Annotated in this window: 22 protein-coding genes and 1 riboswitch; all 22 genes read left to right on the forward strand. The window is 62.2% G+C overall.

Annotated elements, in window-relative coordinates; all coding sequences use genetic code 11:
- Positions 1–11: 11 nt before the first annotated feature.
- The 22 genes from efp (at position 12) to hisG (ending at position 22,318) form a co-directional block, all read left to right on the forward strand.
- On the forward strand, positions 12–575 hold the full coding sequence (gene efp, locus FFA61_RS04090) for an elongation factor P (RefSeq protein ID WP_005963646.1): 564 nt from the start codon (positions 12–14) through the stop codon (positions 573–575).
- Complete coding sequence (nusB, locus tag FFA61_RS04095; RefSeq protein ID WP_005963647.1) at positions 575–1,249, forward strand: transcription antitermination factor NusB; 675 nt, start codon at positions 575–577, stop codon at positions 1,247–1,249. Before efp ends, nusB begins: the two co-directional genes overlap by 1 nt.
- A 191-nt stretch (positions 1,250–1,440) precedes the next feature.
- On the forward strand, positions 1,441–2,010 hold the full coding sequence (pyrR, locus tag FFA61_RS04100; RefSeq protein WP_005963648.1) for a bifunctional pyr operon transcriptional regulator/uracil phosphoribosyltransferase PyrR: 570 nt from the start codon (positions 1,441–1,443) through the stop codon (positions 2,008–2,010).
- Between the two features lies 1 nt (position 2,011).
- Positions 2,012–3,004: an aspartate carbamoyltransferase catalytic subunit gene (locus FFA61_RS04105; RefSeq protein WP_005963649.1), complete on the forward strand. Its 993-nt coding sequence runs from the start codon at positions 2,012–2,014 to the stop codon at positions 3,002–3,004.
- The gene (locus tag FFA61_RS04110; protein ID WP_005963650.1) at positions 2,997–4,316 is read left to right on the forward strand and encodes a dihydroorotase; all 1,320 of its coding nucleotides are present in this window, start codon (positions 2,997–2,999) and stop codon (positions 4,314–4,316) included. Before FFA61_RS04105 ends, FFA61_RS04110 begins: the two co-directional genes overlap by 8 nt.
- Positions 4,316–4,906, forward strand: coding sequence for a carbamoyl-phosphate synthase domain-containing protein (locus tag FFA61_RS04115; RefSeq protein WP_005963651.1), 591 nt, complete (start codon positions 4,316–4,318; stop codon positions 4,904–4,906). The genes FFA61_RS04110 and FFA61_RS04115 overlap by 1 nt, the downstream gene beginning before the upstream one ends.
- Positions 4,906–8,202 (forward strand): carbamoyl-phosphate synthase large subunit, encoded by a 3,297-nt coding sequence (gene carB / locus FFA61_RS04120; protein ID WP_005963652.1) that lies wholly within the window; start codon positions 4,906–4,908, stop codon positions 8,200–8,202. Before FFA61_RS04115 ends, carB begins: the two co-directional genes overlap by 1 nt.
- Complete coding sequence (pyrF, locus tag FFA61_RS04125) at positions 8,199–9,038, forward strand: orotidine-5'-phosphate decarboxylase (protein WP_005963653.1); 840 nt, start codon at positions 8,199–8,201, stop codon at positions 9,036–9,038. Before carB ends, pyrF begins: the two co-directional genes overlap by 4 nt.
- Positions 9,039–9,338: 300 nt before the next feature.
- Positions 9,339–9,650, forward strand: coding sequence for an integration host factor, actinobacterial type (mihF, locus tag FFA61_RS04130; RefSeq protein WP_005963655.1), 312 nt, complete (start codon positions 9,339–9,341; stop codon positions 9,648–9,650).
- A 41-nt stretch (positions 9,651–9,691) separates the two neighbouring features.
- On the forward strand, positions 9,692–10,249 hold the full coding sequence (gene gmk, locus FFA61_RS04135; protein WP_005963657.1) for a guanylate kinase: 558 nt from the start codon (positions 9,692–9,694) through the stop codon (positions 10,247–10,249).
- A gap of 47 nt (positions 10,250–10,296) precedes the next feature.
- Positions 10,297–10,563 (forward strand): DNA-directed RNA polymerase subunit omega, encoded by a 267-nt coding sequence (rpoZ, locus tag FFA61_RS04140; RefSeq protein WP_005963659.1) that lies wholly within the window; start codon positions 10,297–10,299, stop codon positions 10,561–10,563.
- Positions 10,564–10,568: 5 nt separating this feature from the next.
- Positions 10,569–11,888, forward strand: a complete 1,320-nt coding sequence (locus FFA61_RS04145; protein ID WP_005963661.1) for a bifunctional phosphopantothenoylcysteine decarboxylase/phosphopantothenate synthase — start codon at positions 10,569–10,571, stop codon at positions 11,886–11,888.
- On the forward strand, positions 11,885–13,078 hold the full coding sequence (metK, locus tag FFA61_RS04150; RefSeq protein WP_005963663.1) for a methionine adenosyltransferase: 1,194 nt from the start codon (positions 11,885–11,887) through the stop codon (positions 13,076–13,078). Before FFA61_RS04145 ends, metK begins: the two co-directional genes overlap by 4 nt.
- Positions 13,075–13,707 (forward strand): vitamin K epoxide reductase family protein, encoded by a 633-nt coding sequence (locus tag FFA61_RS04155; RefSeq protein ID WP_005963665.1) that lies wholly within the window; start codon positions 13,075–13,077, stop codon positions 13,705–13,707. Before metK ends, FFA61_RS04155 begins: the two co-directional genes overlap by 4 nt.
- Before the next feature lie 81 nt (positions 13,708–13,788).
- A complete protein-coding gene (locus tag FFA61_RS04160) occupies positions 13,789–15,738 on the forward strand; it encodes a primosomal protein N' family DNA-binding protein (RefSeq protein ID WP_005963667.1) in 1,950 nt (649 codons plus the stop codon).
- 31 nt (positions 15,739–15,769) lie between these two features.
- Positions 15,770–16,711 (forward strand): methionyl-tRNA formyltransferase, encoded by a 942-nt coding sequence (fmt, locus tag FFA61_RS04165; protein WP_040314125.1) that lies wholly within the window; start codon positions 15,770–15,772, stop codon positions 16,709–16,711.
- A complete protein-coding gene (locus tag FFA61_RS04170; protein WP_005963670.1) occupies positions 16,711–18,186 on the forward strand; it encodes a transcription antitermination factor NusB in 1,476 nt (491 codons plus the stop codon). Before fmt ends, FFA61_RS04170 begins: the two co-directional genes overlap by 1 nt.
- A gap of 36 nt (positions 18,187–18,222) precedes the next feature.
- Entirely contained in the window at positions 18,223–18,885 is a 663-nt protein-coding gene (gene rpe, locus FFA61_RS04175; protein WP_005963671.1) for a ribulose-phosphate 3-epimerase, read from the forward strand.
- A 66-nt stretch (positions 18,886–18,951) separates the two neighbouring features.
- Positions 18,952–19,077, forward strand: a riboswitch (FMN riboswitch).
- Positions 19,078–19,163: 86 nt separating this feature from the next.
- A complete protein-coding gene (locus FFA61_RS04180) occupies positions 19,164–19,907 on the forward strand; it encodes an ABC transporter permease (RefSeq protein WP_005963672.1) in 744 nt (247 codons plus the stop codon).
- Positions 19,908–19,917: 10 nt separating this feature from the next.
- Entirely contained in the window at positions 19,918–20,943 is a 1,026-nt protein-coding gene (locus FFA61_RS04185; RefSeq protein ID WP_005963673.1) for an ABC transporter substrate-binding protein, read from the forward strand.
- A 112-nt stretch (positions 20,944–21,055) separates the two neighbouring features.
- On the forward strand, positions 21,056–21,319 hold the full coding sequence (locus FFA61_RS04190; RefSeq protein ID WP_005963674.1) for a phosphoribosyl-ATP diphosphatase: 264 nt from the start codon (positions 21,056–21,058) through the stop codon (positions 21,317–21,319).
- A 153-nt stretch (positions 21,320–21,472) separates the two neighbouring features.
- Positions 21,473–22,318: an ATP phosphoribosyltransferase gene (gene hisG, locus FFA61_RS04195; protein WP_005963677.1), complete on the forward strand. Its 846-nt coding sequence runs from the start codon at positions 21,473–21,475 to the stop codon at positions 22,316–22,318.
- Positions 22,319–22,326: the final 8 nt, after the last annotated feature.

Below are 22,326 nucleotides of genomic sequence, written 5' to 3' on the forward strand. Positions count from 1 at the left end.
GAGGTACCCCTGTGGCAACGACGAATGATCTGAAGAACGGCCTCGTGATGGTCATCGACGGCCAGCTCTGGCAGGTCGTCGAGTTCCAGCACGTCAAACCGGGCAAGGGCCCCGCGTTCGTGCGCACAAAGATCAAGAACGTCCTTTCCGGTAAGACCGTCGACAAGACCTTCAACGCTGGCCTCAAGATCGAGACTGCGACCGTCGACCGCCGTGACATGACCTACCTGTACCAGGACGGCACCGACTACGTCTTCATGGACCAGTCGACCTACGAGCAGATCAACGTGTCCGCTGAGACCGTCGGCGACGCGAAGAACTTCATGGTCGAGAACCAGGATGTCATCGTCTCCCTCCACGAGGGCACCGTACTCTTCGTTGAACTGCCCGCCACCGTCGTCCTCGAGATCACCCACACCGAGCCGGGCCTGCAGGGCGACCGCTCCTCGGCGGGCACGAAGCCCGCGACCCTCGAGACCGGCTACGAGATTCAGGTTCCCCTCTTCATGGAGGAAGGCACCCGCGTCAAGGTCGATACTCGCGACGGCTCCTACTCCGGCCGCGTCACCGACTGATGTCGCGCGCGTTCCGCTTCACCTCCCGCACGAAGGCCCGCAAACGCGCGGCCGACGTCGTTTTCGAAGCCGACCAACGCGGCATGGGACGCGACTCGGAGGTCCTGCGCGACCTTTTGCGTCAGCGCCGCGTCATCACCGCCGCGGAAACCCCCCTTCCCGAGTACTCGATTCAGATCATCGAGGGCGTTGCGAATAACCTGCGACGCATCGACGATCTCATCGCCGCTCGCGCGAAGGTCTCGGGACTGGACCGCATTGCGGCCGTGGACCTTGCGGTCATGCGCGTCGCAGTGTGGGAGATGCTCGAAAACTCTGAGGATGTCTCTGCGATCATCGCGATCGATGAAGCGATTTCGATCGTGAAGTCCTTGTCAACGGATGCTGCGCCGAGCTTCGTCAATGCGGTCCTCGATGCGATCCGTAAGGATCTTGAGGCTCCGGCGTGGACGCGCCGTGAAGCCTCAGTCGTTGAAGACGAGCCCGCACTCGATTCTGAAGACGGGCCCGCGCTCGACCTCGAGGACGAGGGCGAAGAGCCCACGGAAGAACACGACGACGCTGAAGACGCGCCACTATCACCCGAGCTTGCGGAACCTGGTGAGGAAGGGCCCACAGACGAGCTCAGCGATGAGGAACTCGCCGAGCTTGACGAACTCCTCGACGAATACTGATCGACTCACACGCCTGGGGCGGCCGACCATGAAGGTGGGCCGCCCTAAACGTGTCCCTGGGAGGGGATTGCCCCAGGATGGATTGTGTTCCACGGGATGAACGTCTGGCTATTCCCACCTTGGGCCCGCTATCGTTGAGCGCGGAAGCATTCCTTTAAGGACCGTCCAGAGAGGCGGGGAAGGAGATCCGCATGGGATCAGTGCATTCAACCGACGAACGAGCTTTGAGAGGCAAAGAAGTCCTCGGAGCCGATGACGTGGCCAGATCCCTGACCCGGATCGCCTTTGAAATCATTGAACGCAATGGCGACACCGAGGAACTCGTCATCGCGGGAATCCCGACGCGCGGAGCTTTTCTCGCCAAGCGCCTCGTGGAAAGGATCAGCGAAGTCGGCGGCCTCACTGCGGAGTACGCGATCATCGATCCGACAATGTTCCGCGACGACTTGGCCGACAAACCACTGCGCACTCCCAAACCCACGCTCATTCCCCCTGCGGGAATCGACGGGCGTACCGTGATCCTCGTTGACGATGTTCTCTACACCGGACGCACCATCAAAGCAACCCTTGATGCCCTCAGCGGCATTGGACGCCCCAGCCGCGTCCAGCTCGCCGTCCTCGTTGACCGCGGACACCGTGAACTGCCGATCCGTCCCGACTACGTCGGCAAGAACCTGCCGACCTCTCGCCAGGAGACTGTGACCATTCTCCTGAAGGAAAGTGACGGACGTGACGGCGTCCTGCTCGGAAAGGAGAATTGAAATGAGCCTCGATCACCTCATCTCCATCCGCGACCTCGAATACCGTGAGGCGCTCCTCCTCCTTGACACGGCCGAGCAGATGGCCGCAACCCAATCCCATCGAGTCAAGAAGCTCCCGACTCTGCACGGGCGGACGGTCGTCAACCTGTTCTTTGAGGATTCGACGCGCACCAGGATCTCCTTCGAGACCGCCGCCAAGCGCCTGTCCGCAGATGTCATCAACTTCTCCGCGAAGGGCTCCTCCCTGTCCAAAGGCGAGTCCCTCAAAGACACGGCCCTCACCCTCCAAGCGATGGGCGCCGATGCTGTTGTCGTACGACACTCCTCCTCCGGGGCGGCACACCGCCTCGCTCACGCGGGGTGGATGGAACTGCCGGTCCTCAATGCCGGAGACGGTACGCACCAGCATCCGACTCAGGCGCTCCTCGATGCGATGACCCTGCGCCGCCACTACAAGAGGGACCCGAGCTCGCCTGAAGTTGAGCCCCTCGCACCCGGCACTGACCTTGAAGGAGCCCGGGTCGTCATCGTCGGCGATGTCCTGCACTCGCGTGTTGCCCGCTCCAACGTTGACCTCCTCACCCTTCTGGGAGCGCAGGTCACCCTCGTTGCACCTCCGACCCTGCTGCCCGTCGGCATTGAGGGCTGGGCCTGCGACGTGGACTACGACCTTGACCATGCTCTCGCTTCAGAGCCCGACGCGGTCATGATGCTGCGCGTCCAACGTGAACGCATGAGCGCCGCAGGCGGAGGATTCTTCCCCTCACCCGGTGAATACCACGCAGCCTACGGCCTCGACCGTCAGCGTTTCGAAAAGCTTGCCGAGAAAACGATCGTCATGCACCCCGGCCCGATGAATCGAGGCCTGGAAATCAGCGCGGAAGCCGCAGACTCACCTCGTGCTGTCGTCGTCGAGCAAGTCTCGAACGGCGTCAGCGTTCGTATGGCCGCCCTCTACCTCCTGCTCGCACCCGAAGGACACTCTCATGACTGATTCGACTCGCACCTGGTTCATCTCCTCCGCTGATATCCTCGGCGAGGGGCGTCACGACATCCTCGTCAAGGACGGCGTGATCGCCGCGATCGGAGATGAGGCCCGCGATGGGGCGAAGGATGCCCGCAGGGTCGACGCCGATGGACTCATCGCCCTTCCCGGCCTCGTCGATATTCACACGCACCTGCGCCAACCCGGCCAAGAGGACGCCGAGACCATTGAAACAGGGACCCGAGCGGCAGCGGCGGGCGGCTACACCGCAGTTCATGCGATGGCGAACACCACCCCGGTTGCCGACACCGCTTCGGTCGTCGATCAGGTCTGGGAGATCGGCCGCGAATGCGGATGGGTGGAAGTCCGTCCCGTTGGCGCCGTCACCAAGGGCCTCAAAGGCGAACAGCTCTCCGCGATGGGCGCAATGGCGAACTCGCGCGCCAAAGTCCGTGTCTTCTCCGACGACGGCAAATGCGTCTCCGATCCGGTGCTCATGCGCCGCGCCCTCGAATACGTCAAGACCTTCGACGGTGTGGTCGCCCAGCATTCCCAGGACCCGCTTCTGACTGAGGGCGCCCAAATGAACGAGTCCCCGCTTTCGGGTGAACTCGGCCTGCCCGGCTGGCCCGCCGTCGCCGAAGAGGCGATTATCGCCCGCGATATTCTCCTCGCGAAGCACGTCGGCTCGCGCGTGCACGTCTGCCACCTGTCGACCGCAGGATCAGTCGAGCTCATCCGCTGGGGCAAGAAAATGGGAGTGAAGGTCACCGCCGAAGCGACCCCGCACCACCTGTTCCTCACGGAGGAACTCGCTCGCTCCTACGATCCGCTCTACAAGGTCAACCCGCCCTTACGTACCGCCGAGGACGTGGAGGCGGTCCGTCAAGGCCTGGCCGATGGGACGATTGACGTCGTCGGCACGGACCATGCGCCCCACCCGCTCGAATCGAAGGACTGCGAATGGCAGGCCGGAGCTTTCGGCATGACCGGACTGGAGACTGCGCTGCCGATCCTCATTGAAACAATGGTGAACACGGGCCGCATGACCTGGGCGGATATTGCGCGCGTCCTGTCGACCACGCCGGCGAAGATCGGCCGCGTCTCAACGCAGGGGCAGGGCCTCGTCGTCGGTGCTCTTGCGAACATCACCCTCGTCGATCCTTCGGTGCGCCGCATCGTCGATCCGGCGACCCAGCAGAGCCGCTCTTCGAACTCACCGTATCGTGGAATGGAACTGCCCGGACAGGTGCTCTACACCTTCCACCGGGGCGAATCCACGGTCCTCGCGGGCGAGCTCATCTCCAAGGAGAACCGCTGATGCCCGCTGTTGCACTTCTCGTCCTCGAGGACGGGAGCGTCCACCTCGGCGCCCCTTTTGGTGCCGAGGGGATCGCCCAGGGTCCCGCCGACTTTTGCGTGGAGATGAACGGCGAGTACAAGGCTCTTACCGACTCGGATCATGCGGGTAAGATCCTCGTGATGACGAGCCCCCATGTGGGGATTTCCGGTTTCGATTCTGAGGCTGAGCCGACGAGGATCACAGCCACGGGACTTGTCATCCGAGAGGGGGCCAGACCCGCCTCGTGGACCCGCAGGCGCGAACTCGTTGAAGAACTCAAAGATCAGGGCGTCGTGGGAATCAGTGGCATCGACACGAGGGCGGTGACGCGTCGCCTGCGCGCAAATCCCTCAATGCGGGCCTTCATCGTTTCCGGGCGGGCTTTGCCCGCTTCGGCCCAGGTCCTTGTCGATAGGGGAGTGCGCCGCCTCTCATTGGACGATGCGGCAGCACAATTGTTCCCGCAGGGCGTGGAGGAAGCGGGCGCGACGCCCCTTTTTGACCGCTTCCTTTCGCATGTCACCTCTAGGTGGGCCGCGACCGCCGATTGTGAAGGAAGAAGCCTCTGATGCCCCGCAGAACAGACATCGAATCGATCCTCGTCATCGGTTCTGGGCCCATCGTCATCGGTCAGGCCTGCGAATTCGACTACTCGGGAACCCAGGCGTGCCGCGTCCTCAAATCCGAGGGCTACCGCGTGATCCTCGTCAACTCCAATCCGGCGACGATCATGACCGACCCGGGAATGGCGGACGCGACCTACGTCGAGCCCCTGACCCTCGAGGTCATCACGTCGATCATCGACAAGGAGCGTCCTGACGCGCTGATCGCGAACCTGGGTGGGCAAACCGCGTTGAACGCGGCCGTTGAACTCGGCGAGGCCGGAGTCCTCGACAGTTACGGCGTCGAGCTGATCGGAGTGTCCCTCGAAGCGATCAAGTCAGGTGAGGACCGAGACGAATTCAAAGCCATTATTGAACGCTGCGGCGCCGAAGTGGCGCGCTCCTTCATTGCGCATAGCCTCAAGGAGTGCCACGAGGCGGCCCGTGAACTCGGCTACCCCCTCGTCGTGCGCCCCTCCTTCACCATGGGCGGCCTGGGCTCAGGATTCGCCCACACCCCTGAAGAGCTTGAACGCATCGCCGGGGAGGGCTTGGCGAACTCGATCACGAACGAGGTCCTCCTCGAGGAGTCCATTCTCGGCTGGAAAGAGATCGAGTACGAGGTCATGCGCGACAGCGCCGACACCTGCATTGCCGTGTGCTCGATCGACAATGTCGACCCTGTGGGCGTCCACACGGGAGACTCCGTGACCATTGCTCCCGCCTTGACGCTCAGCGAAGAACAGGCCTCGCAGCTGCGTGAACTGAGTTTCAAGATCATCCGCGAAGTCGGTGTGGACACGGGCGGCTGCAATATCCAATACGCACTCGACCCGAGCTCGGGGCGCGTCATCGTCATTGAAATGAATCCCAGGGTGTCGCGTTCTTCCGCATTGGCGTCGAAAGCGACGGGATTCCCGATCGCGAAGATCAGTGCGAAGCTCGCGATCGGCTACACCCTCGATGAGATCACGAATGACATCACGGGCAGGCCTGCCTCAAAGGATCCGAGCGTCGACTACGTCGTCGTGAAGGTCCCGCGTTTCACTTTTGAGAAGTTCCCGGGTGCCGACCCGAGGCTCACGACCTCAATGAAGGCCGTGGGTGAGGCGATGGCGATTGGCCGCACCTACACGGAAGCCCTGCAAAAGGCGTTGAGGTCGATCGACAAGCCGGTAGTCCAATTCCACTGGAACGAGCCCGCACCCACGCCGGAGGAGACCACGGCCCTCGTTGAAGCTGTGAAAGTGCCGACCGAGGCGCGCTTCGTGCAGATCCAACAGGCGATCAGAGGTGGAGCGAGCCTTGAAGAACTGCATGAGGCGACGAAGATCGACCCCTGGTTCCTTGACCAGATGTTCCTCCTCGACGAGGTCGCCCAGCGTCTGAAAGGCGCTCCGGCTCTGAACCGAGAGGTCCTCGAGGAGGCGAAGCGTCACGGGTTTTCCGACTCGCAGATCGCCACGATCCGTGGCCTGTCTGAGGAGACTGTGCGTGAAGTGCGCGGCGCCTTCGAAATTCACCCGGTCTTCAAAATGGTCGACACCTGTTCGGCCCGATTCGATGCGAGCACTCCTTACGCGTATTCCACCTACGAGGAGGAAAACGAGGTCCGTCCTCGCCAGCGTGAGGCCGTCATCATTTTGGGCGCGGGCCCGAACCGGATCGGCCAGGGCATCGAGTTCGACTACTCCTGTGTCCACGCCGCGATGGCCTTGCGCAGTCGTTTCGACACGATCATGGTCAATTGCAACCCGGAGACCGTGTCCACGGACTACGACATTTCAGACCGCCTCTACTTTGAGCCCCTCACTCTTGAAGATGTGCTTGAGATCTACCGCGCGGAGTTGGCCGCAGGTCCGATCCGTGGCGTCATCGTCCAACTCGGCGGCCAGACCCCGCTTTCTCTTGCGGAGGGTCTGAAGAAGGCGGGTGTGCCGATCCTGGGGACGAGCCCGGAGTCGATCGAATTAGCTGAAGACCGTGAGGAGTTCGGCAAGATTCTCGACCAGGCCGCTTGCCCCGCGCCGGCGCACGATGTCGCTCATTCGGTGGCGCAGGTCCACGAGGTCGCAGAAAGGGTTGGTTTCCCGGTCCTCGTGCGCCCGAGCTTCGTTTTGGGCGGACAGGGCATGGCGATCATTAATGACACTGCGGCCCTGTCCGACTATCTTGACCGGCCCGATATTGATCAGCTCTTCGAACGCGGCCCGCTGCTTATTGATCGTTTCCTCGATGCCGCAACCGAGATCGACGTCGACGCCCTGTACGACGGCGAGGAACTTTTCCTCGGAGCGATCATGGAGCACATTGAGGAGGCCGGGATCCACTCAGGCGACTCGGCGTGCGTCCTGCCTCCGATGACCCTTTCCTCACGTCAACTCGAAAGGATCGCCGCTTCAACGGAGCAGATCGCCCGAGGTGTTGGCGTGCGGGGCCTGGTCAATATCCAGTTCGCTCTGCTTTCCGACACCCTCTACGTCATTGAAGCGAACCCGAGAGCCTCACGAACGGTTCCTTTCGCGTCGAAGGCGAGTGGTGTTGCCCTCGCGAAGGCTGCGGCACTCATCCAGGTGGGTGAATCGATCGCGTCCTTGCGCGAGGAGGGGATCTTGCCCGCCCAGGATGCGCGTTTCATTGACGAGGGCGGGTCTATCGCCTTGAAGGAGGCTGTGCTTCCCTTCCGTCGATTCCGCCGCGAGGATGGTTCCGTGGTCGATACGATCCTTGGGCCTGAGATGCGTTCCACCGGTGAAGTGATGGGCATTGACCGGGATTTCCCGAGGGCTTTCGCGAAGTCCCAGTCGAGTGCTTGTGGTGAACTGCCGACTGAAGGGACGGTCTTCATTTCCATTGCGGATTCGGATAAGCGGGCGATTGTGTTCCCTGCGGCCCGGATGCGTGAGCTCGGTTTCACGATTCTCGCGACAGGGGGAACGGCTTCGGTACTGCGGCGTAATGGCATTGAGGCGACTGTTGTTCGGAAGAGTTCGGCTGGGCGGGGCCCCAATGGGGAGCCGACGGTTGTTGATCTCATCAATGACGGCCTCATTGATCTGATCGTCAACACGCCACAGAAGTCTTCGAATCGTCACGACGGCTATCAGATCCGCACGGCCGCTGCGGCGAATGACCGGACGATTATCACGACCCTGCAGGCCTTCAACGCGGTGGTCCAGGCGATTGAGGCTCGTCTTTGTGGGGCGTTTAGTGTGCGTTCACTCCAGGAGTGGGATGCCGTGCGCAAGGGGGAAATGAGATGAGCCTGGGATTCGGTGACCGCCTTGCGGCGTCCATGAGGGAGTGCGGCCCAGTGTGCGTCGGCATTGATCCGCATCCGGCCCTGCTCGACGCTTGGGGTCTTCCCCTTTCCCTTGAGGGGCTTCGTCACTTCTCCCTCGGTGTTGTTGGAGCGTTGGGGGGAAGGGTCGGCGCTTTCAAACCCCAGTCCGCGTTCTTCGAGCGTTTCGGTTCGAAGGGCGTGGGTGTCCTCGAAGAGGTGATTGCTGCCTGCACTGGGGTGGGGAGCTTGTGCATTGTGGATGCGAAGCGCGGCGATATCGGTTCAACGATGAAGGGTTATGCGGATGCGTATCTCGCTCAGGGCTCGCCTCTGGCGGCGGATGCGGTGACTCTTTCCCCCTATTTGGGAGTCGGGTCTTTGCGTCCTGCCCTGGAGCTCGCTGCCGAGAACAATAGGGGAGTGTTCGTGCTTGCCCTCACCTCTAATCCTGAGGGGGCCTCTGTTCAGCATTGCCGGGATAGTGAGGGCCGTTCGGTCGCAGCCCGGGTCGTGGAAGAGCTCGCGGCTTTCAATGCAGAGTGCGGTTTTGACTCCCTCGGCCCTGCGGGGGTCGTTGTTGGCGCGACTGTGGGAAGTGCGGTGAAGGACCTGGGGATCGACCTTGAATCCTTGCATGGGGCGATCCTCGCTCCCGGGTTCGGCGCCCAGGGTGCGGGGCCCGATGAGCTTGCTGAAGTGTTCGGGCGTGCGCGTCATGCGGTGCTCGCTTCTTCGTCGAGGGCGGTTCTGGCGAAGGGGCCGAGCCCGGATGCTTTGCGCGGCGCCTATGAGGAGGCGGTGAGTCTGCTTTCTTGAGGCGCGGGGGCTCATTGAGCGTGGCGGGTAAAGAAAGAACCCCGCCTCCTCTTATGAGGCGCGCGGGAGCGGAGTCCAGCGCCAGCTGGTGTGCCGACTGCATCCGCGCTTCGCTTGAGGCACGCCGGGGGCGGAGTCCAAGAACAGTCGAAAGGGGCGCTGGCGTGAGTTGTCTCTCCTCGGGCGCTTAGGGCACAGCCTCATTACGATTCGCCAAAGCGCTGCCCATTTCTTCCACGGAATGTGAGCTGAGCTATACACTTTGCGAAAGGTTACCTCCACGTGAAGGAGTGGGCAGCGATGGCACTACCGCATCTGACCCCCGAACAGCGTGCTGAAGCACTTGAGAAGGCAACCGTTGCCAGGCGTCGCCGCGCTGAGATCAAAGGCAAATTGAAGAACCGGGAGCTCAGCCTCTCACAGGTTCTCGCGCTCGCTGAGAATGACGAGGCCGTCGCGAAGATGCGAGTCCTCGCTCTTCTTGAGTCTTTACCGAGAGTCGGAGTCACCACCGCAGATCATCTGATGGATGAGTACGGGATCGCCAGGACCCGCCGCGTGCGCGGCCTCGGGCATGTTCAAGCCCAGGCCCTCATCGACAGGTTCGGGTGAAAGGATTCGGCTGAACGTCCACGCGATGGCAGGATGGTTTCATGGCGACTCCACGACTCACTGTTCTCGCAGGTCCGACGGCTGTTGGCAAGGGGACTGTCGTCCAGGCCCTTCGGCTCCGGCATCCTGAACTCGTCGTTTCGGTTTCGGCGACGACGCGCGCACCACGGCCCGGAGAGATCGACGGAGTCCACTATCACTTCCTCAGTGACTCCCAATTCGATGAGCTTGTCGAGGACGGGGGAATGCTCGAATGGGCGAAGGTCCATGGGCTTCACCGCTATGGCACTCTGCGCCGCCCCGTTGAAGAGGCTCTCACTGCGGGCAAGAGCGTGCTTTTGGAAATCGACTTGGATGGCGCGCGCCAGGTGCGTCGTTCCATGCCCGAAGCCCATTTCGTTTTCCTCGCACCGCCGAGTTGGGATGTGCTTGTTGCGCGTCTGCTCGGGCGGGGCACCGAGGACGAAGAGGAGAGGGCGCGGAGGCTGGAAACCGCGAAGACTGAGCTGGCAGCGGAGTCCGAGTTCGATGTGACTGTGACGAACGACGACCTCGATGTGGCCGTGGCGGAACTGGCCCGCGTTATGGGCCTGGAGTAGACTGACGAGCCGTGGCCGTTTGGCCGTGAAGAACCAGGAGGAGTCGAATGTCCGGAATTGTCGCGCAGCCCGAAGGCATCACGTCCCCGCCGATCGACGATCTTCTTGAGCACGTCGACTCGAAGTACGCGCTCGTGATCTTCGCCGCCCGTCGCGCCCGGCAGATCAACTCGTACAATCTTCAGCTCGAGCAGAACATGATCCAGTACGTGGGCCCCGTCGTTGAGACCGCTCCCGACGAGAAGCCCCTGGCCATTGCTCTGCGCGAAATCAACGAGGGCCTGTTGTCCCTCGAGGCCGACGAGAAGGCCTGAGAATCATGGCCCCCACGGTCGTCGTTGGGGTGGGTGCTGGAATCGCCGCCTATAAGGCGGCGATTCTTGTACGTGCACTCATGCGCGCTGGCGTGAATGTCCACGTCGTCCCGACTCCTCGCTCCCTTGATTTCGTCGGACGCACCACCTGGGAGGGGCTGAGTGGCCAGCCCGTCTTAACGGGAGTCGCGGATCTTCCCGGAGCTGACCATGTGGAGTTGGCTCGAGTGGCGCAGCTCATCGTCATCGCACCTGCCACAGCCGACCTCATTGCTCGTCTACGCTCGGGCGTTGCGGACGATCTTTTAACGACGAGTGTCTTGGCGGCTCACTGCCCGGTCCTCATCGCCCCGGCCATGCATTCGAATATGTGGACGAACCCAGCGACTCAGGACAATGTTCGTGTCCTCAGGGAGAGGGGAGTGCACGTCCTCGACCCTGATACGGGTGCCCTCGGCTCAGGAGATTCTGGGATTGGCAGGCTCGCCGATCCTGAGGCGATCGCCGAGAAAGCCCTTGCGCTCTTGGACCAGGGGAAGGCGAAAGACAGCCTCGAGGCAGCTGTGAAATTCGACGCAGCTGCGAAAACTGAAGCACCTGCTAGAACTGAAGCACCTGCGAAAACTGAACAGAAGCAGGTCCTCGTGGGTGCGCGCATCCTCATCACCGCAGGTGGCACCCGAGAACCTATTGACCCGGTGCGTTTCATTGGGAACTGCTCCTCGGGGCGTCAGGGCATTGAGATCGCGAAATCGGCTTTCGCGGCGGGCGCGCAGGTCACTCTCCTCGCCTCGAATATTGAATCCGAGATGCTATCCGAACTTGATCCTCAAATCGAAGTCGTCCCCGCGCACTCCTCTTCGGACGTTGAAGAGGCCGTGATGAGCAGGCTCAAAGACTGTGACGCGCTCGTCATGGCCGCTGCGATCGCGGACTTCAAACCCGGGGTGGCCAGGGAGGACAAGATCAAGAAGGACCCGGACTCTTCGGATGCGCCGATCCTTCACCTTGTTCGCACCACCGACATCCTGCGTTCAGTGTGCGTGTCCAAGGACCGGCCGAAAGTGGTGCTCGGTTTCGCCGCAGAAACCGGAACACCCGAGGACGTGTTGAAGCTCGGCACCGAAAAAGCCCTGCGCAAGGGAGCGGATCTGCTCGCCGTGAACCGCGTAGGCGGGGGAGTGGGTTTCGGTGAGGTCGATAATGAGGTGTGGCTTCTCGACTCGGCGGGCGTGATGCTTGAGAGCGCCAAGGGCTCGAAATCCAGGGTTGCTCAGGCCCTTGTCAGCGCGATCGGGGATCGACTCGCTAGACTGTCCAGGTGACTTCAAACCGCCTGCTTTTCACTTCTGAATCCGTTACCGAGGGCCACCCGGACAAGGTCTGTGATCGGATCTCCGATTCGATCCTTGATGCGATCCTCACCCAGGATCCTCATGCGCGTGTCGCCGTTGAAACGATGACGACGACGGGCCTGGTCCATGTCGCGGGTGAAGTGACGACGGAAGCGTACGTCGAGATCCCGCAGATCATCAGGGAAGAGGTCCTCGCGATCGGCTACAACTCCTCGCGAGTCGGATTCGACGGCGCCTCGTGCGGCGTGTCCGTATCGATTGATCAGCAAAGCCCCGACATCGCCGGTGGCGTGGACCGCGCACTCGAAGCGCGTGAAGGCAGTGCCCGTGACGAAAGGGATTCACAGGGCGCTGGAGACCAGGGCATCATGTTCGGCTACGCCTGCAATGACACCCCGGACCTCATGCCCGCGCCGATCTGGCTCGCACACAGGCTCGCGAAACGACTCGCTCAGGTTCGCCACAGCGGCGAAGCTGAGGGGCTGCGCCCCGATGGCAAAACCCAGGTGACTCTCGCTTACGAGGAGGGGCGCCCGGTTGCGATCGACACGGTGCTCGTCTCAACCCAGCATGACGAAGCCCTGTCGAACAGGGCCCTGACTGATCTCGTGACCTCAAAGGTGATCACCCCCGTCCTCGACGAATGCGGACTGGAACTGGCCCGCGCCGACATGTCCATCCTCGTCAACCCTTCGGGACGTTTCGTCATCGGCGGCCCAGCGGGTGATGCGGGCCTGACCGGTAGGAAGATCATCGTTGACACTTATGGGGGCATGGCCCGCCATGGGGGCGGCGCTTTTTCCGGTAAGGACCCCTCGAAGGTCGACCGTTCTGCCGCCTACGCTGCACGCTGGGCCGCGAAGAATGTCGTGGCAGCTGGGCTCGCCTCCAGGTGCGAGCTGCAGCTCGCCTACGCGATCGGACGCGCGCACCCTGTGGGACTCTACGTCGACACTTTTGGAACGGGAATCGTTGAAGACCACAGAATCGCTGATGCGATCACTGAAGTGTTCGATCTTCGCCCGGCTGGCATGATCGAAGATCTTGATCTGCTGCGCCCGATCTACAAGGAGGCCTCCGCTTACGGCCACTTCGGACGAGGACTCTTCCCCTGGGAGGCTCTCGATCGGGTTGATGCGCTGAAGGCAGCGATTGGATGAGCTCTTTAGATGAGAGCGCCAGCGAGCTTTCCCTGAGCACGCCTGACTTTGATCTGTCGTGGCGGCGAAGGTCTGCGATCGTTATGGCCGTGGCCTCGCTCCTTGGTTTCGTGTCCGCAATGGTCCTTTCTGTTGAAGCCTGGCACCTCGCGAAGGATTCTGCTGCGAGCTTCGCCTGCGATGTGAATTCGGTCCTGTCCTGTTCGGCGGTCGCGCAGACCCCCCAAGCCCAGGTTTTCGGCTTCCCGAACGCGTTCATGGGGATCGCTTTCGAAGCGGTCATTTTTTCTCTTGCAGTGGCCTTGGCTTCTGGGACGCGTTTTGCCAGGTGGTACCAGCTGGGTGCGACTCTCCTTGGAGCCGGTGGAATCCTTTTCGCAGGCTGGCTGTTTTACCAGTCCTACTTCGTGATCCACGTGCTGTGCCCCTGGTGCCTTGTCACCGCTGCGACGACCGTCTTCGTTTTTGCGACAATGACGCGCATTTCGATCCGCGAGGGCGCACTGCCCGCCCCCCGGGGGCTGCGCCGTATCATCGCCCTGGGCTACGACTGGGCTTTCACCTTCTTGCTGCTTTTCATCATGGCCGCGATGATCGTCGGACGATACGGGCTTGCACTCGTGTCGTGACCGCTCACACTCGTGTCGTGACCCTGGTGGGCAGGCCCCTTCAGGCACGCAAATGCCCATGGCGCGTGTTCCAATAGGAGCATGGACATGCAGGGTGCGTTCGAAGGATTCGAGGAGGACTCGGCCCCCATCCGGGTCGCCGGAGTCATCGTCGACGCGGACCTCGCACACCTCGACCGGCCCCTCGACTATGAGATCCCCGACGAGCTCGCTGATCGCGTCGAAGTGGGGGTCCTGGTTCGCGTCAGACTCGCAGGCAGGCGAATGAGCGGCTGGGTCCTCAGTGTTCGAATAGAACATCCGATCCATCGTGTCAACCCGATCGAAGCCGTCGTCTCAGCGCTTCCTCTCGTCACCCCCGAAATTTTTGCCGCCGCCCGCAGGATCAGTGACGCGAATGTCGCGACCCTCTCCCAGACCCTCTCCGTGGCGGTGCCGGCCCGCCACGCCTCCACGGAGAAGGCTTTCCTTGAAGAACCAGCCGTTCACCCCCCCACCCCGAGTGCGCCGAGTGGCCTGGCCTGGGCGGACCACCCGGCGGGCCCTGCCCTTCTCAGACGATTGGGTGAGGGGGATGCGCCCAGAGCCGTGTGGACGGCTCTGGGACCGACGCGCGATCAGCGGCTCATCGAAATGGTCTGGGCCTGCGCCTCCTCGGGCAAGGGCGTACTCCTCATCGCTCCGACCGCAGCCCAAGCCGAAGCTTTCTGGCAGATCCTCTCCGAGGCGCTGTCGATCCCGGTCGGCCTCGTGGATACGGATTCTTCTCCGGCGCAGCGCTACCGATGCCATCTCGAGGCCATGACGGGCAGGCTCCGCGTCCTCGTGGGAACACGTTCGACGGCCTGGACTCCGATGAAGGACCTCGGGCTCATCATCATCTGGGATGACGGGGATGATCGTTTGAGGGAACGGCGCGCCCCCAGATGCGATGCCCTTGATGTGGCGATCACCCGGGTTCTTATCGAAGGGTGCGCACTCGTCCTCGCTTCCTATTCGCGTTCCGTGAAAGCACAGTCCCTCGTGTCCTCCTCCTGGGCGGTCTCCCTCACGGATGATCTGCCCATCAGGCGTTCCTTGTGTCCGACAGTCAGGGTCCTCGACGACATTGATGCCGCCGCAGCGGGCGACGCGGGAACCTCCAGGATCCCACCGCAGGTGACCCGCACCATCAGGGAGAGCCTGGAGAACGGTCCCGTCCTCGTTCACGTCGCCTCCGCGGGCTACGTCGCGGTCGTGTCTTGTCAACGCTGCCGGGCGATCGCCCGTTGCCCCTCTTGCCAAGGACCCCTGCAGATGAATGCGGATGGGCAGGTGGCGTGCGCATGGTGTTCCAAACCCGTAAATGATTGGCGTTGCCGAAGCTGTTCGGGAACGCGCTTGAGGAACGCGAGGATCGGTTCAGAACGGACGGGCGAGGAGATCGCCCGAGCAATTCCAGGCGCCCCGGTCCTCGTCTCCTCTTCAACACACCAGATCACCAGAGAGATCCCGAACTCGAAGAAGATCGTCGTGGCGACTGCGGGCGCGGAACCGAGAGCCGAAGGCGGATACGCGGGGATCATTATTCTCGACGCGCGCGCGATCGCGGGCCGTGCGGAACTTTGGGCCCCCGAAGAGGCCTTGAGGCGCTGGTTCAACGCCCTTTCCCTCGCCCGGGCAGGAGCTCCCGCGCTCATCGCCGGAGGAGTCGAACCCACGATGGCGCAAGCCATGATCCGCTTCGACCCGGCCGACTACGCCCAGCGTCTCTTGGATGAACGCGTCGCCCTCGGTTTCTTCCCCGCAAAGACCCTTATCGCCATTGACGGCGAACCACGAGATGTCACGGCCGCAGCACAAGCCGCAGGAGGGGAGCTGATCGGCACCCTGCCCCTAAGTGACACGGAACCCACGGTGCGGGCGCTGGTGAGAGTCGAACGTGAGGAACGCACACAGGTCCTCCTCAGTCTTGCCTCCCTCCAAGCCCACCGCTCTTCAAGGAAACTCGAGCCGCTGCGCATCAGCGTCAATCCCCCTGAGCTCTTCTGAGCTCCCTTCCCCTCCCCGTTACACTGGCTTGGTGCGCATAGTCTTCGCGGGAACACCCGCCCCTGCCGTCCCCACGCTCCAAGCCCTCCTCGACTCTCACCACGAGGTCGTTGGGGTTGTGACGCGTCCGCCCGCACGGGCCGGGCGCGGTCGCAGCCTCGTCCCCTCCGCGGTCGCCACTGTCGCCGAAGAAGCCGGAGTGCCCCTGATCGAAGCGAGTGGCTTCACAGACACGAAGGTCATGGATGCTGTTGAAGCTTTGAACGCGGACCTGGGAGTCGTGGTCGCCTATGGTGCGCTCATCCCACCCGCGGTCCTCGACATGCCGAGATTCGGCTGGGTGAACCTGCACTTTTCTGATTTGCCGCGTTGGCGTGGAGCAGCCCCCGTCCAATGGGCGATCCTTTCCGGAGATGAAAGAACCGCGTCGAGCGTGTTCCAACTCGAAGAAGGGCTCGACACGGGGCCGGTTTTTTCACGCCTGCCCGTGCCGATTGGGCGTGAGACTGCCGGCGAACTCCTCGAGATCATGTCCGAGCTCGGAGCGGGGCAGATCCTCGAGGTCGTTGACTCTATCGCTGAGGGCACGGCGTGCGCCGTCCCCCAAGACGAGGAAGATCCGGCGAAGAGTCGGGCCCGCCAATTGACCCACGATGACGGTTTCATTGATTTTACGAAGAGCGCTCAAGAGGTCGATCGCATCATCCGCGCTGTCACCCCGAACCCTGGGGCGTGGACACTCCTGCCCGGGGGAGTGCGCCTCAAACTCGGACCCGTGACTCCTGATCCTCAGGGGCAGGCAGGAGCGGGCGTGATCCGCGCTTCAAAGAAGAGTGTCGAGGTCGGCTGCGCTCAGGGGCAGGTCAGCTTAGGGCGGGTCGCCCCGGCGGGTAAGGGGTGGATGGATGCTGCCGCCTGGGCTCGCGGTGCACGCCTCGAAGAGGGCACCCGCCTGGGCGTGAAGGAGGACTGATGGGGACCCGCAAGTACTCGGATGGATACCGTGCTCTTCGTGATGCGGATGCCCCGCGGAGGATCGCCTTCGATGTGCTCATGCAGGTCGAAAGGGACGGGGCTTTTGGGAACATCGCCCTCGCGAAGGCTCTGCGTCAAGCTCGACAGCACGAAAGGATCGATGCGAGGGACGCCGCTTTCGCTTCGGAACTCGTCAATGGGACTCTACGAGGGCGAGGTCGCCTCGACGCGGTTCTTGCGCGGTATTTGACGCGCCCCATTGACGAACTCGACCTGCCGGTCGCGGTGCTCCTGCGTCTCGGTGCCCATCAGCTCCTCAATATGCGTGTACCCGATCATGCGGCGGTTTCAACGACCGTTGATCTTGCGCGGATGAATCTGACCGACGGGCCGACACGAATGGTGAATGCGGTTCTTCGTTCCATCACCCGTGAGGAGGAGGGCGCGATCGAAGAGGCTTTGGATCAGATTGAGGATCCCATTGAGCGTCTCGGAGCACTGACCTCACATCCGACGTGGATGGTGGAGGCTTTCTCCCAGGCCCTCACAGCCCACGGGTATTCCTCAGACGAGCTCGAAGCTCTTCTCGAGGGCGATAACATTGCGCCCCATGTGACTCTCGTGGCCCGACCCGGGCTCATTGAAGCTGAGGAGCTTGCCGACGAGGCTGAGGAAGTGCTCGACACGCGTGTCGCGATGGGCACTGTGAGTTCCAGAGCGGTCCTGATCGAGTCGGGTGATCCTGCGGCCCTCGAATCGATCCGCAGTGGGGCTGCCGGGGTCCAAGATGAGGGTTCTCAGTTGTCGGCTCTGATCGCCGCTGCGGCTCCTCTCGAAGGCCCTGACGTGTCCTGGCTGGATCTTTGCGCAGGTCCTGGCGGTAAAGCGGCGTTGCTTGGTGCCCTGGCTCGCCAACGTCAGGCTCATCTTGTCGCCAATGAACTCCACCCTCACCGCGCCCGCCTCGTCGAGCGGGCCTGCCGCAGGCTCGACAATGTTGATGTCGTCTCTTCCGATGGTCGTAGCTTCGGTGGGCGCAACACTTCTTGGGCTCTGGGGTCTTTCGACCGGGTGGTTGTTGATGCGCCTTGCTCGGGAATGGGGTCGATGCGTCGTCGTCCTGAATCCCGGTGGCGCAGGTCACAGGCGGATGTTGGAGAACTCGTGATACTCCAGGCGCAGCTTTTACGTCGTGCCCGTGATCTTGTGCGCCCCGGCGGGGTCCTGACCTACATCACCTGCTCTCCGCATAAGGAGGAGACGGTCGATCAGCTTGAGGCTCTTCTTAGCGAGGGCGGGCTCGAATTGCTCGATACTGTCGCGATCGCAGAGGACCTGGTTCCCATGTCTTTGGAGATTCCCGAAGGCGCGGGACTCGTGGCCGGGGCGAAGGGAAGGAGCTTGCAGCTCTGGGAGCATCGCCATGGGACGGATCTGATGTTCATCGCCGCCCTTCGGCGAGTGGGAGAATAATCACAGGATGGTGCTCTGAGCTGTAGCATTGCCCCCATGACTGTGACTATTTCACCTTCCATCCTCAACTGCGATATTGCGAATCTGCGCGCTGAACTCGAGAAGATCTCAGGGGCCGATGTGGCTCATGTTGATGTCATGGACAATCACTTCGTCCCGAACCTCTCATGGGGCCTGCCGGTGGCCGAAGCGGTTGTGAAGTCGGGAATCCTCCCGGTCGACGCGCACCTCATGATCGAAGACCCGGACCGTTGGGCGCCCGCCTACGCTGAAGCCGGATGCTCCTCGGTGACTTTCCACGCGGAGGCCGCTCACGCGCCCCTACGTCTGGCCCGTGAACTTCACCGCCTCGGCTCGAAGGTCGGTCTGGGGTTGAAACCTGCGACGGATATTGCGCCTTTCGTGGATATCCTCTCCGAGTTCGACATGATCCTCGTGATGACGGTCGAACCCGGATTCGGAGGCCAGTCCTTCATTGACTCGATGATCCCGAAGATTCGCCGCACTCGCGAAGCGATCAACGCTTCAGGTTTGGAAGTGTCGATCCAGGTTGATGGTGGAGTGTCGAGGAAGACGATCGAACTGGCGGCCGAAGCTGGTGCGGATAACTTCGTTGCAGGCTCCGCGGTGTTCAAGGCCGAGGACGCCTACGCGGAGGTCGAGGCTTTGCGAGCTCTTGCGGCCCGCCACCAGCACTGATTCACAATCAATCCTGTTCATTTTTGAGCCCCGTTTCACATGAGACGGGGCTCAATGGCATGATGGAGTCAGCTCCGGGGTCGGTGTAATTCCGAACCGGCGGTGAAAGTCCGCGACCCGCTCGCATAGAGGGCGGTTGAATCGGTGTAATTCCGATACCGACGGTGAAAGTCCGGATGGGAGGAGCATGAGTACGCGCGTAGCGCGTACTTCGCGCCGCGCGTACCCGGATGCCGGAAGGGCTGGAAGTGGCACGCCGCCGAGTCACCTCGAGACGCATGACGATCATGGCACCCATTGTGCTGTTCATCGTTCTCATTGCAGCGTGGTGGGCCACAACCGCTTTCACCGGCATCGAATCTTGGCGACTCCCTTCGCCTCTTGATACGTGGAACCGCGGCGTTGCGATGACGATGAACACGTCGATGTGGCGCATGGCGGCACTTACCGCTTTAGAGGCTCTTGCGGGCTCCCTCGTCGGCGCTTGCGTGGCTTTGCCGCTCGCGTATCTCGTCTACCGCTCTCCACTCGTCTCGGCTGCGGTCGAACCCTTCCTCGGCGCCACTCAAGCTCTCCCTGCGATTGCGCTAGCGCCCCTCCTGGTCCTGTGGATCGGCTACGGGCTCTGGTCAATCACCGCCTTGTGCGCCCTTATCGTGTTTTTCCCGATCCTCGTTTCCACTGTCGTGGGCCTTCGCCATCTCGACATTGAAGTGCTGGAGGCGGCCGAACTTGATGGAGCCTCGGGGTGGCGAATGGCGTTCGGAGTTGAACTGCCACTCGCCGCGCCCTCCATTCTTGGCGGCCTGCGCAACGGATTCACCCTCTCGGTGACCGGCGCAGTCGTCGGTGAAATGGTGATGGGCGGCAAGGGCCTGGGCCAGGTCTTGGTCCAGGCGAGGTCGAATGTTGATACCGCCGGGATGTTCGTCGCGATCATCCTCCTGTGTCTCATGGCGACGGCGGTGTACATCTTCGTGTATCGGCTTGAGTGCACCAGCAAATACACGATCTCCGAATGAAAGCAGTCTCATGATCCCCAAGCGTTTCCTCACCGGCGCCTTCGCCCTTCTCGCTTCCCTCTCCCTTGCCGCATGCTCAACGGCGGCCACATCCTCAACTGGAGAGCCGGAGCTCAAGACGAGCGCTGAAGCGGTCACGGTCGGCTTGACATACATCCCGAATGTCCAGTTCTCACCCGTGTACCTTGCGGAGGACGCAGGCCTCTACAAGGAGGCAGGCCTTGATGCGACGGTCCGTCACCACGGCTCTGACGAGGGCCTGTTCACCGCGCTTTTGTCCGGCGAAGAGAACTTCGTGATCGCCTCCGGGGACGAGGCCCTTGTCGCCGCTTCACAGGGAATGGACCTAGTGTCGGTCGGCGCCTTCTACTCGCACCATCCGGGTGTCGTCATCGTCCCGGCCTCTTCGCCGATCCACTCTCTGGCGGATCTCAAGGGGCGCAGCCTGGGTATTCCCGGTGAATACGGCTCGAGCTATTTCGCAGCTCTCGCCGCAATCCAGGAGGCTGGCCTGACGACGGAGGATGTCGTGCTCACCTCCATCGGCTACACGCAGCGGGCGGCGATCGCCCAGGGCAGCGTCGACGCGGTCCTCGGTTTTTCGAATAATGATCTCGTCCAGATGCAGGTCGCGGGCCTTGATGTGCGCGCCATCCCCCTCAAGGAAGACACGCCCCTGGTCGCAGCTGCGATGATCACGACTCGCGAATGGGCCCAGGCGCATCCGGAAGCGACGAGGGCGCTCGTCCAGGCGACCTCTGCTGGTGCAGCCCTCGCGGTTTCCGACCCGGAGAAGGCCCTCGATTCGACGGCGACGCGCGATGAGTCCCTGTCGGACACAAACACTCGGGCGACTGCGAAGGCGGTCCTTGAAGCGACGATCCCGCTGCTGAAGAACTCCTCGGATCAGGTGAGCCCCGTCCAAGACGCTGACACTTGGGCGCGGATGGGTGATTTCCTTGCGAAGGTGCCAGGGCTTCTCCAAGGCCCGGTTGACGCGTCGAAGGTGATGACAAACGAGTACGCGAACAACTGAAACCCTAGGGTTCTGATCGGCCCAACAGGCTGATCGGAGCCGAGTAATGGGCGCGGGGTCCGGGGAGTGGTTGAATTCCTCGGACCCCGCCGCCTGTGGTTAGAGTGTGCGCGTGACTACTTTTGAAGATCTTTTTGCCGAATTGTCGAAGAAGGCCCAGACCCGCCCTGAAGGGTCGGGCACAGTCGAGGAACTCGACAAGGGCGTTCATTTCATCGGGAAGAAGATCATTGAGGAGGCCGGTGAAGTGTGGATGGCCGCCGAATACGAAAGCCTCGATGACTGTGCTTTGGAGATTTCTCAGCTCTTCTACCATGCTCAGGTGATGATGATCGCGAAGGGGCTGAGCCTCGAGGACGTGTACCGGCATCTCTGATCCGGGCTTCACCGGCGCTTGCGCCTGATCCGAGTCTCACGCCACTTGCGAATGGTCGGGGCTTCACCGGAGATGGCGCCCCCGCCCCAGCTCTCAGCGATCTCTCTTGTGAACGCCCCGCAAGCCCACTGACTCATCGACTTGAAGGAAAACATGCTCCGTATCGCAGTCCCCAACAAAGGGTCCCTGTCCGAACCGGCGATCTCGATCCTCGCGGAGGCCGGGTACAAGACTCGCCGCCGCGGCCGTGAACTCGTGCTCACTGATTCAACGAACGATGTTGAACTCTTCTTCCTGCGTCCCCGAGACATCGCCGTGTACGTGGGGCGCGGTTCCATCCAGGCAGGCATCACCGGCCGGGATCTGCTTCTTGACTCGGGCACGAGCGCGATCGAGCACCGAGCTTTGGGTTTTGCCCGCTCCACTTTCCGTTTCGCAGCCCCCCTCGGCAAGATGACATCCCTTGCAGACATTGCGGGCAAGAGAGTGGGCGCCTCCTACGATCACCTGGTCCGCCGCTACCTCACAGAACACGGTATCGAGGCCGAGGTCGTGCACCTCGATGGCGCCGTCGAATCCTCCGTCCGACTGGGCGTCGCTGATCTGATCGCCGATGTCGTGGAAACCGGTTCGACTTTGAAGGCTGCGGGACTCGAGGTTTTCGAAGAGCCCATCTTGGAATCGGAGGCGGTCCTCATCACCCGTGAGGATTGCGTGGACGACCCCGCCCTCGCGACCCTGGATCGGCGTTTGCAAGGCGTGCAACTCGCCCGCTCCTATGTGCTTGTCGACTACAACGTCCGCGAGGGTGATCTGGATGCGACGATCGAGATCGCCCCGGGTTTTGACTCTCCGACGGTGAGTCCGCTGATGAACTCAGAGTGGCGGGCCGTGCGCGTCATGGTGCCCGCGAAGGGCGTGAATCTTGTGATGGATCGTCTGCACGAGGCCGGGGCGCGCGGCATTATCGTCACCGAGTTGACGGCGTCCCGCCTCTGATCCGGCCC

Source organism: Schaalia cardiffensis F0333 (genome assembly GCF_005886435.1).
GTDB lineage: Bacteria > Actinomycetota > Actinomycetes > Actinomycetales > Actinomycetaceae > Pauljensenia > Pauljensenia cardiffensis.

Bases quoted from the DNA above. Each gene is read 5' to 3' on its own strand.
- FFA61_RS04170 (WP_005963670.1), top strand. From the start codon at position 16,711: ATGGGGACCCGCAAGTACTCGGATGGATACCGTGCTCTTCGTGATGCG.
- carB (WP_005963652.1), top strand. From the start codon at position 4,906: ATGCCCCGCAGAACAGACATCGAATCGATCCTCGTCATCGGTTCTGGG.
- FFA61_RS04180 (WP_005963672.1), top strand. From the start codon at position 19,164: ATGACGATCATGGCACCCATTGTGCTGTTCATCGTTCTCATTGCAGCG.
- pyrR (WP_005963648.1), top strand. From the start codon at position 1,441: ATGGGATCAGTGCATTCAACCGACGAACGAGCTTTGAGAGGCAAAGAA.
- rpoZ (WP_005963659.1), top strand. From the start codon at position 10,297: ATGTCCGGAATTGTCGCGCAGCCCGAAGGCATCACGTCCCCGCCGATC.
- FFA61_RS04105 (WP_005963649.1), top strand. From the start codon at position 2,012: ATGAGCCTCGATCACCTCATCTCCATCCGCGACCTCGAATACCGTGAG.
- FFA61_RS04160 (WP_005963667.1), top strand. From the start codon at position 13,789: ATGGACATGCAGGGTGCGTTCGAAGGATTCGAGGAGGACTCGGCCCCC.
- nusB (WP_005963647.1), top strand. From the start codon at position 575: ATGTCGCGCGCGTTCCGCTTCACCTCCCGCACGAAGGCCCGCAAACGC.
- hisG (WP_005963677.1), top strand. From the start codon at position 21,473: ATGCTCCGTATCGCAGTCCCCAACAAAGGGTCCCTGTCCGAACCGGCG.
- FFA61_RS04155 (WP_005963665.1), top strand. From the start codon at position 13,075: ATGAGCTCTTTAGATGAGAGCGCCAGCGAGCTTTCCCTGAGCACGCCT.
- mihF (WP_005963655.1), top strand. From the start codon at position 9,339: ATGGCACTACCGCATCTGACCCCCGAACAGCGTGCTGAAGCACTTGAG.
- FFA61_RS04110 (WP_005963650.1), top strand. From the start codon at position 2,997: ATGACTGATTCGACTCGCACCTGGTTCATCTCCTCCGCTGATATCCTC.
- FFA61_RS04185 (WP_005963673.1), top strand. From the start codon at position 19,918: ATGATCCCCAAGCGTTTCCTCACCGGCGCCTTCGCCCTTCTCGCTTCC.
- FFA61_RS04115 (WP_005963651.1), top strand. From the start codon at position 4,316: ATGCCCGCTGTTGCACTTCTCGTCCTCGAGGACGGGAGCGTCCACCTC.
- rpe (WP_005963671.1), top strand. From the start codon at position 18,223: ATGACTGTGACTATTTCACCTTCCATCCTCAACTGCGATATTGCGAAT.
- FFA61_RS04145 (WP_005963661.1), top strand. From the start codon at position 10,569: ATGGCCCCCACGGTCGTCGTTGGGGTGGGTGCTGGAATCGCCGCCTAT.
- pyrF (WP_005963653.1), top strand. From the start codon at position 8,199: ATGAGCCTGGGATTCGGTGACCGCCTTGCGGCGTCCATGAGGGAGTGC.
- gmk (WP_005963657.1), top strand. From the start codon at position 9,692: ATGGCGACTCCACGACTCACTGTTCTCGCAGGTCCGACGGCTGTTGGC.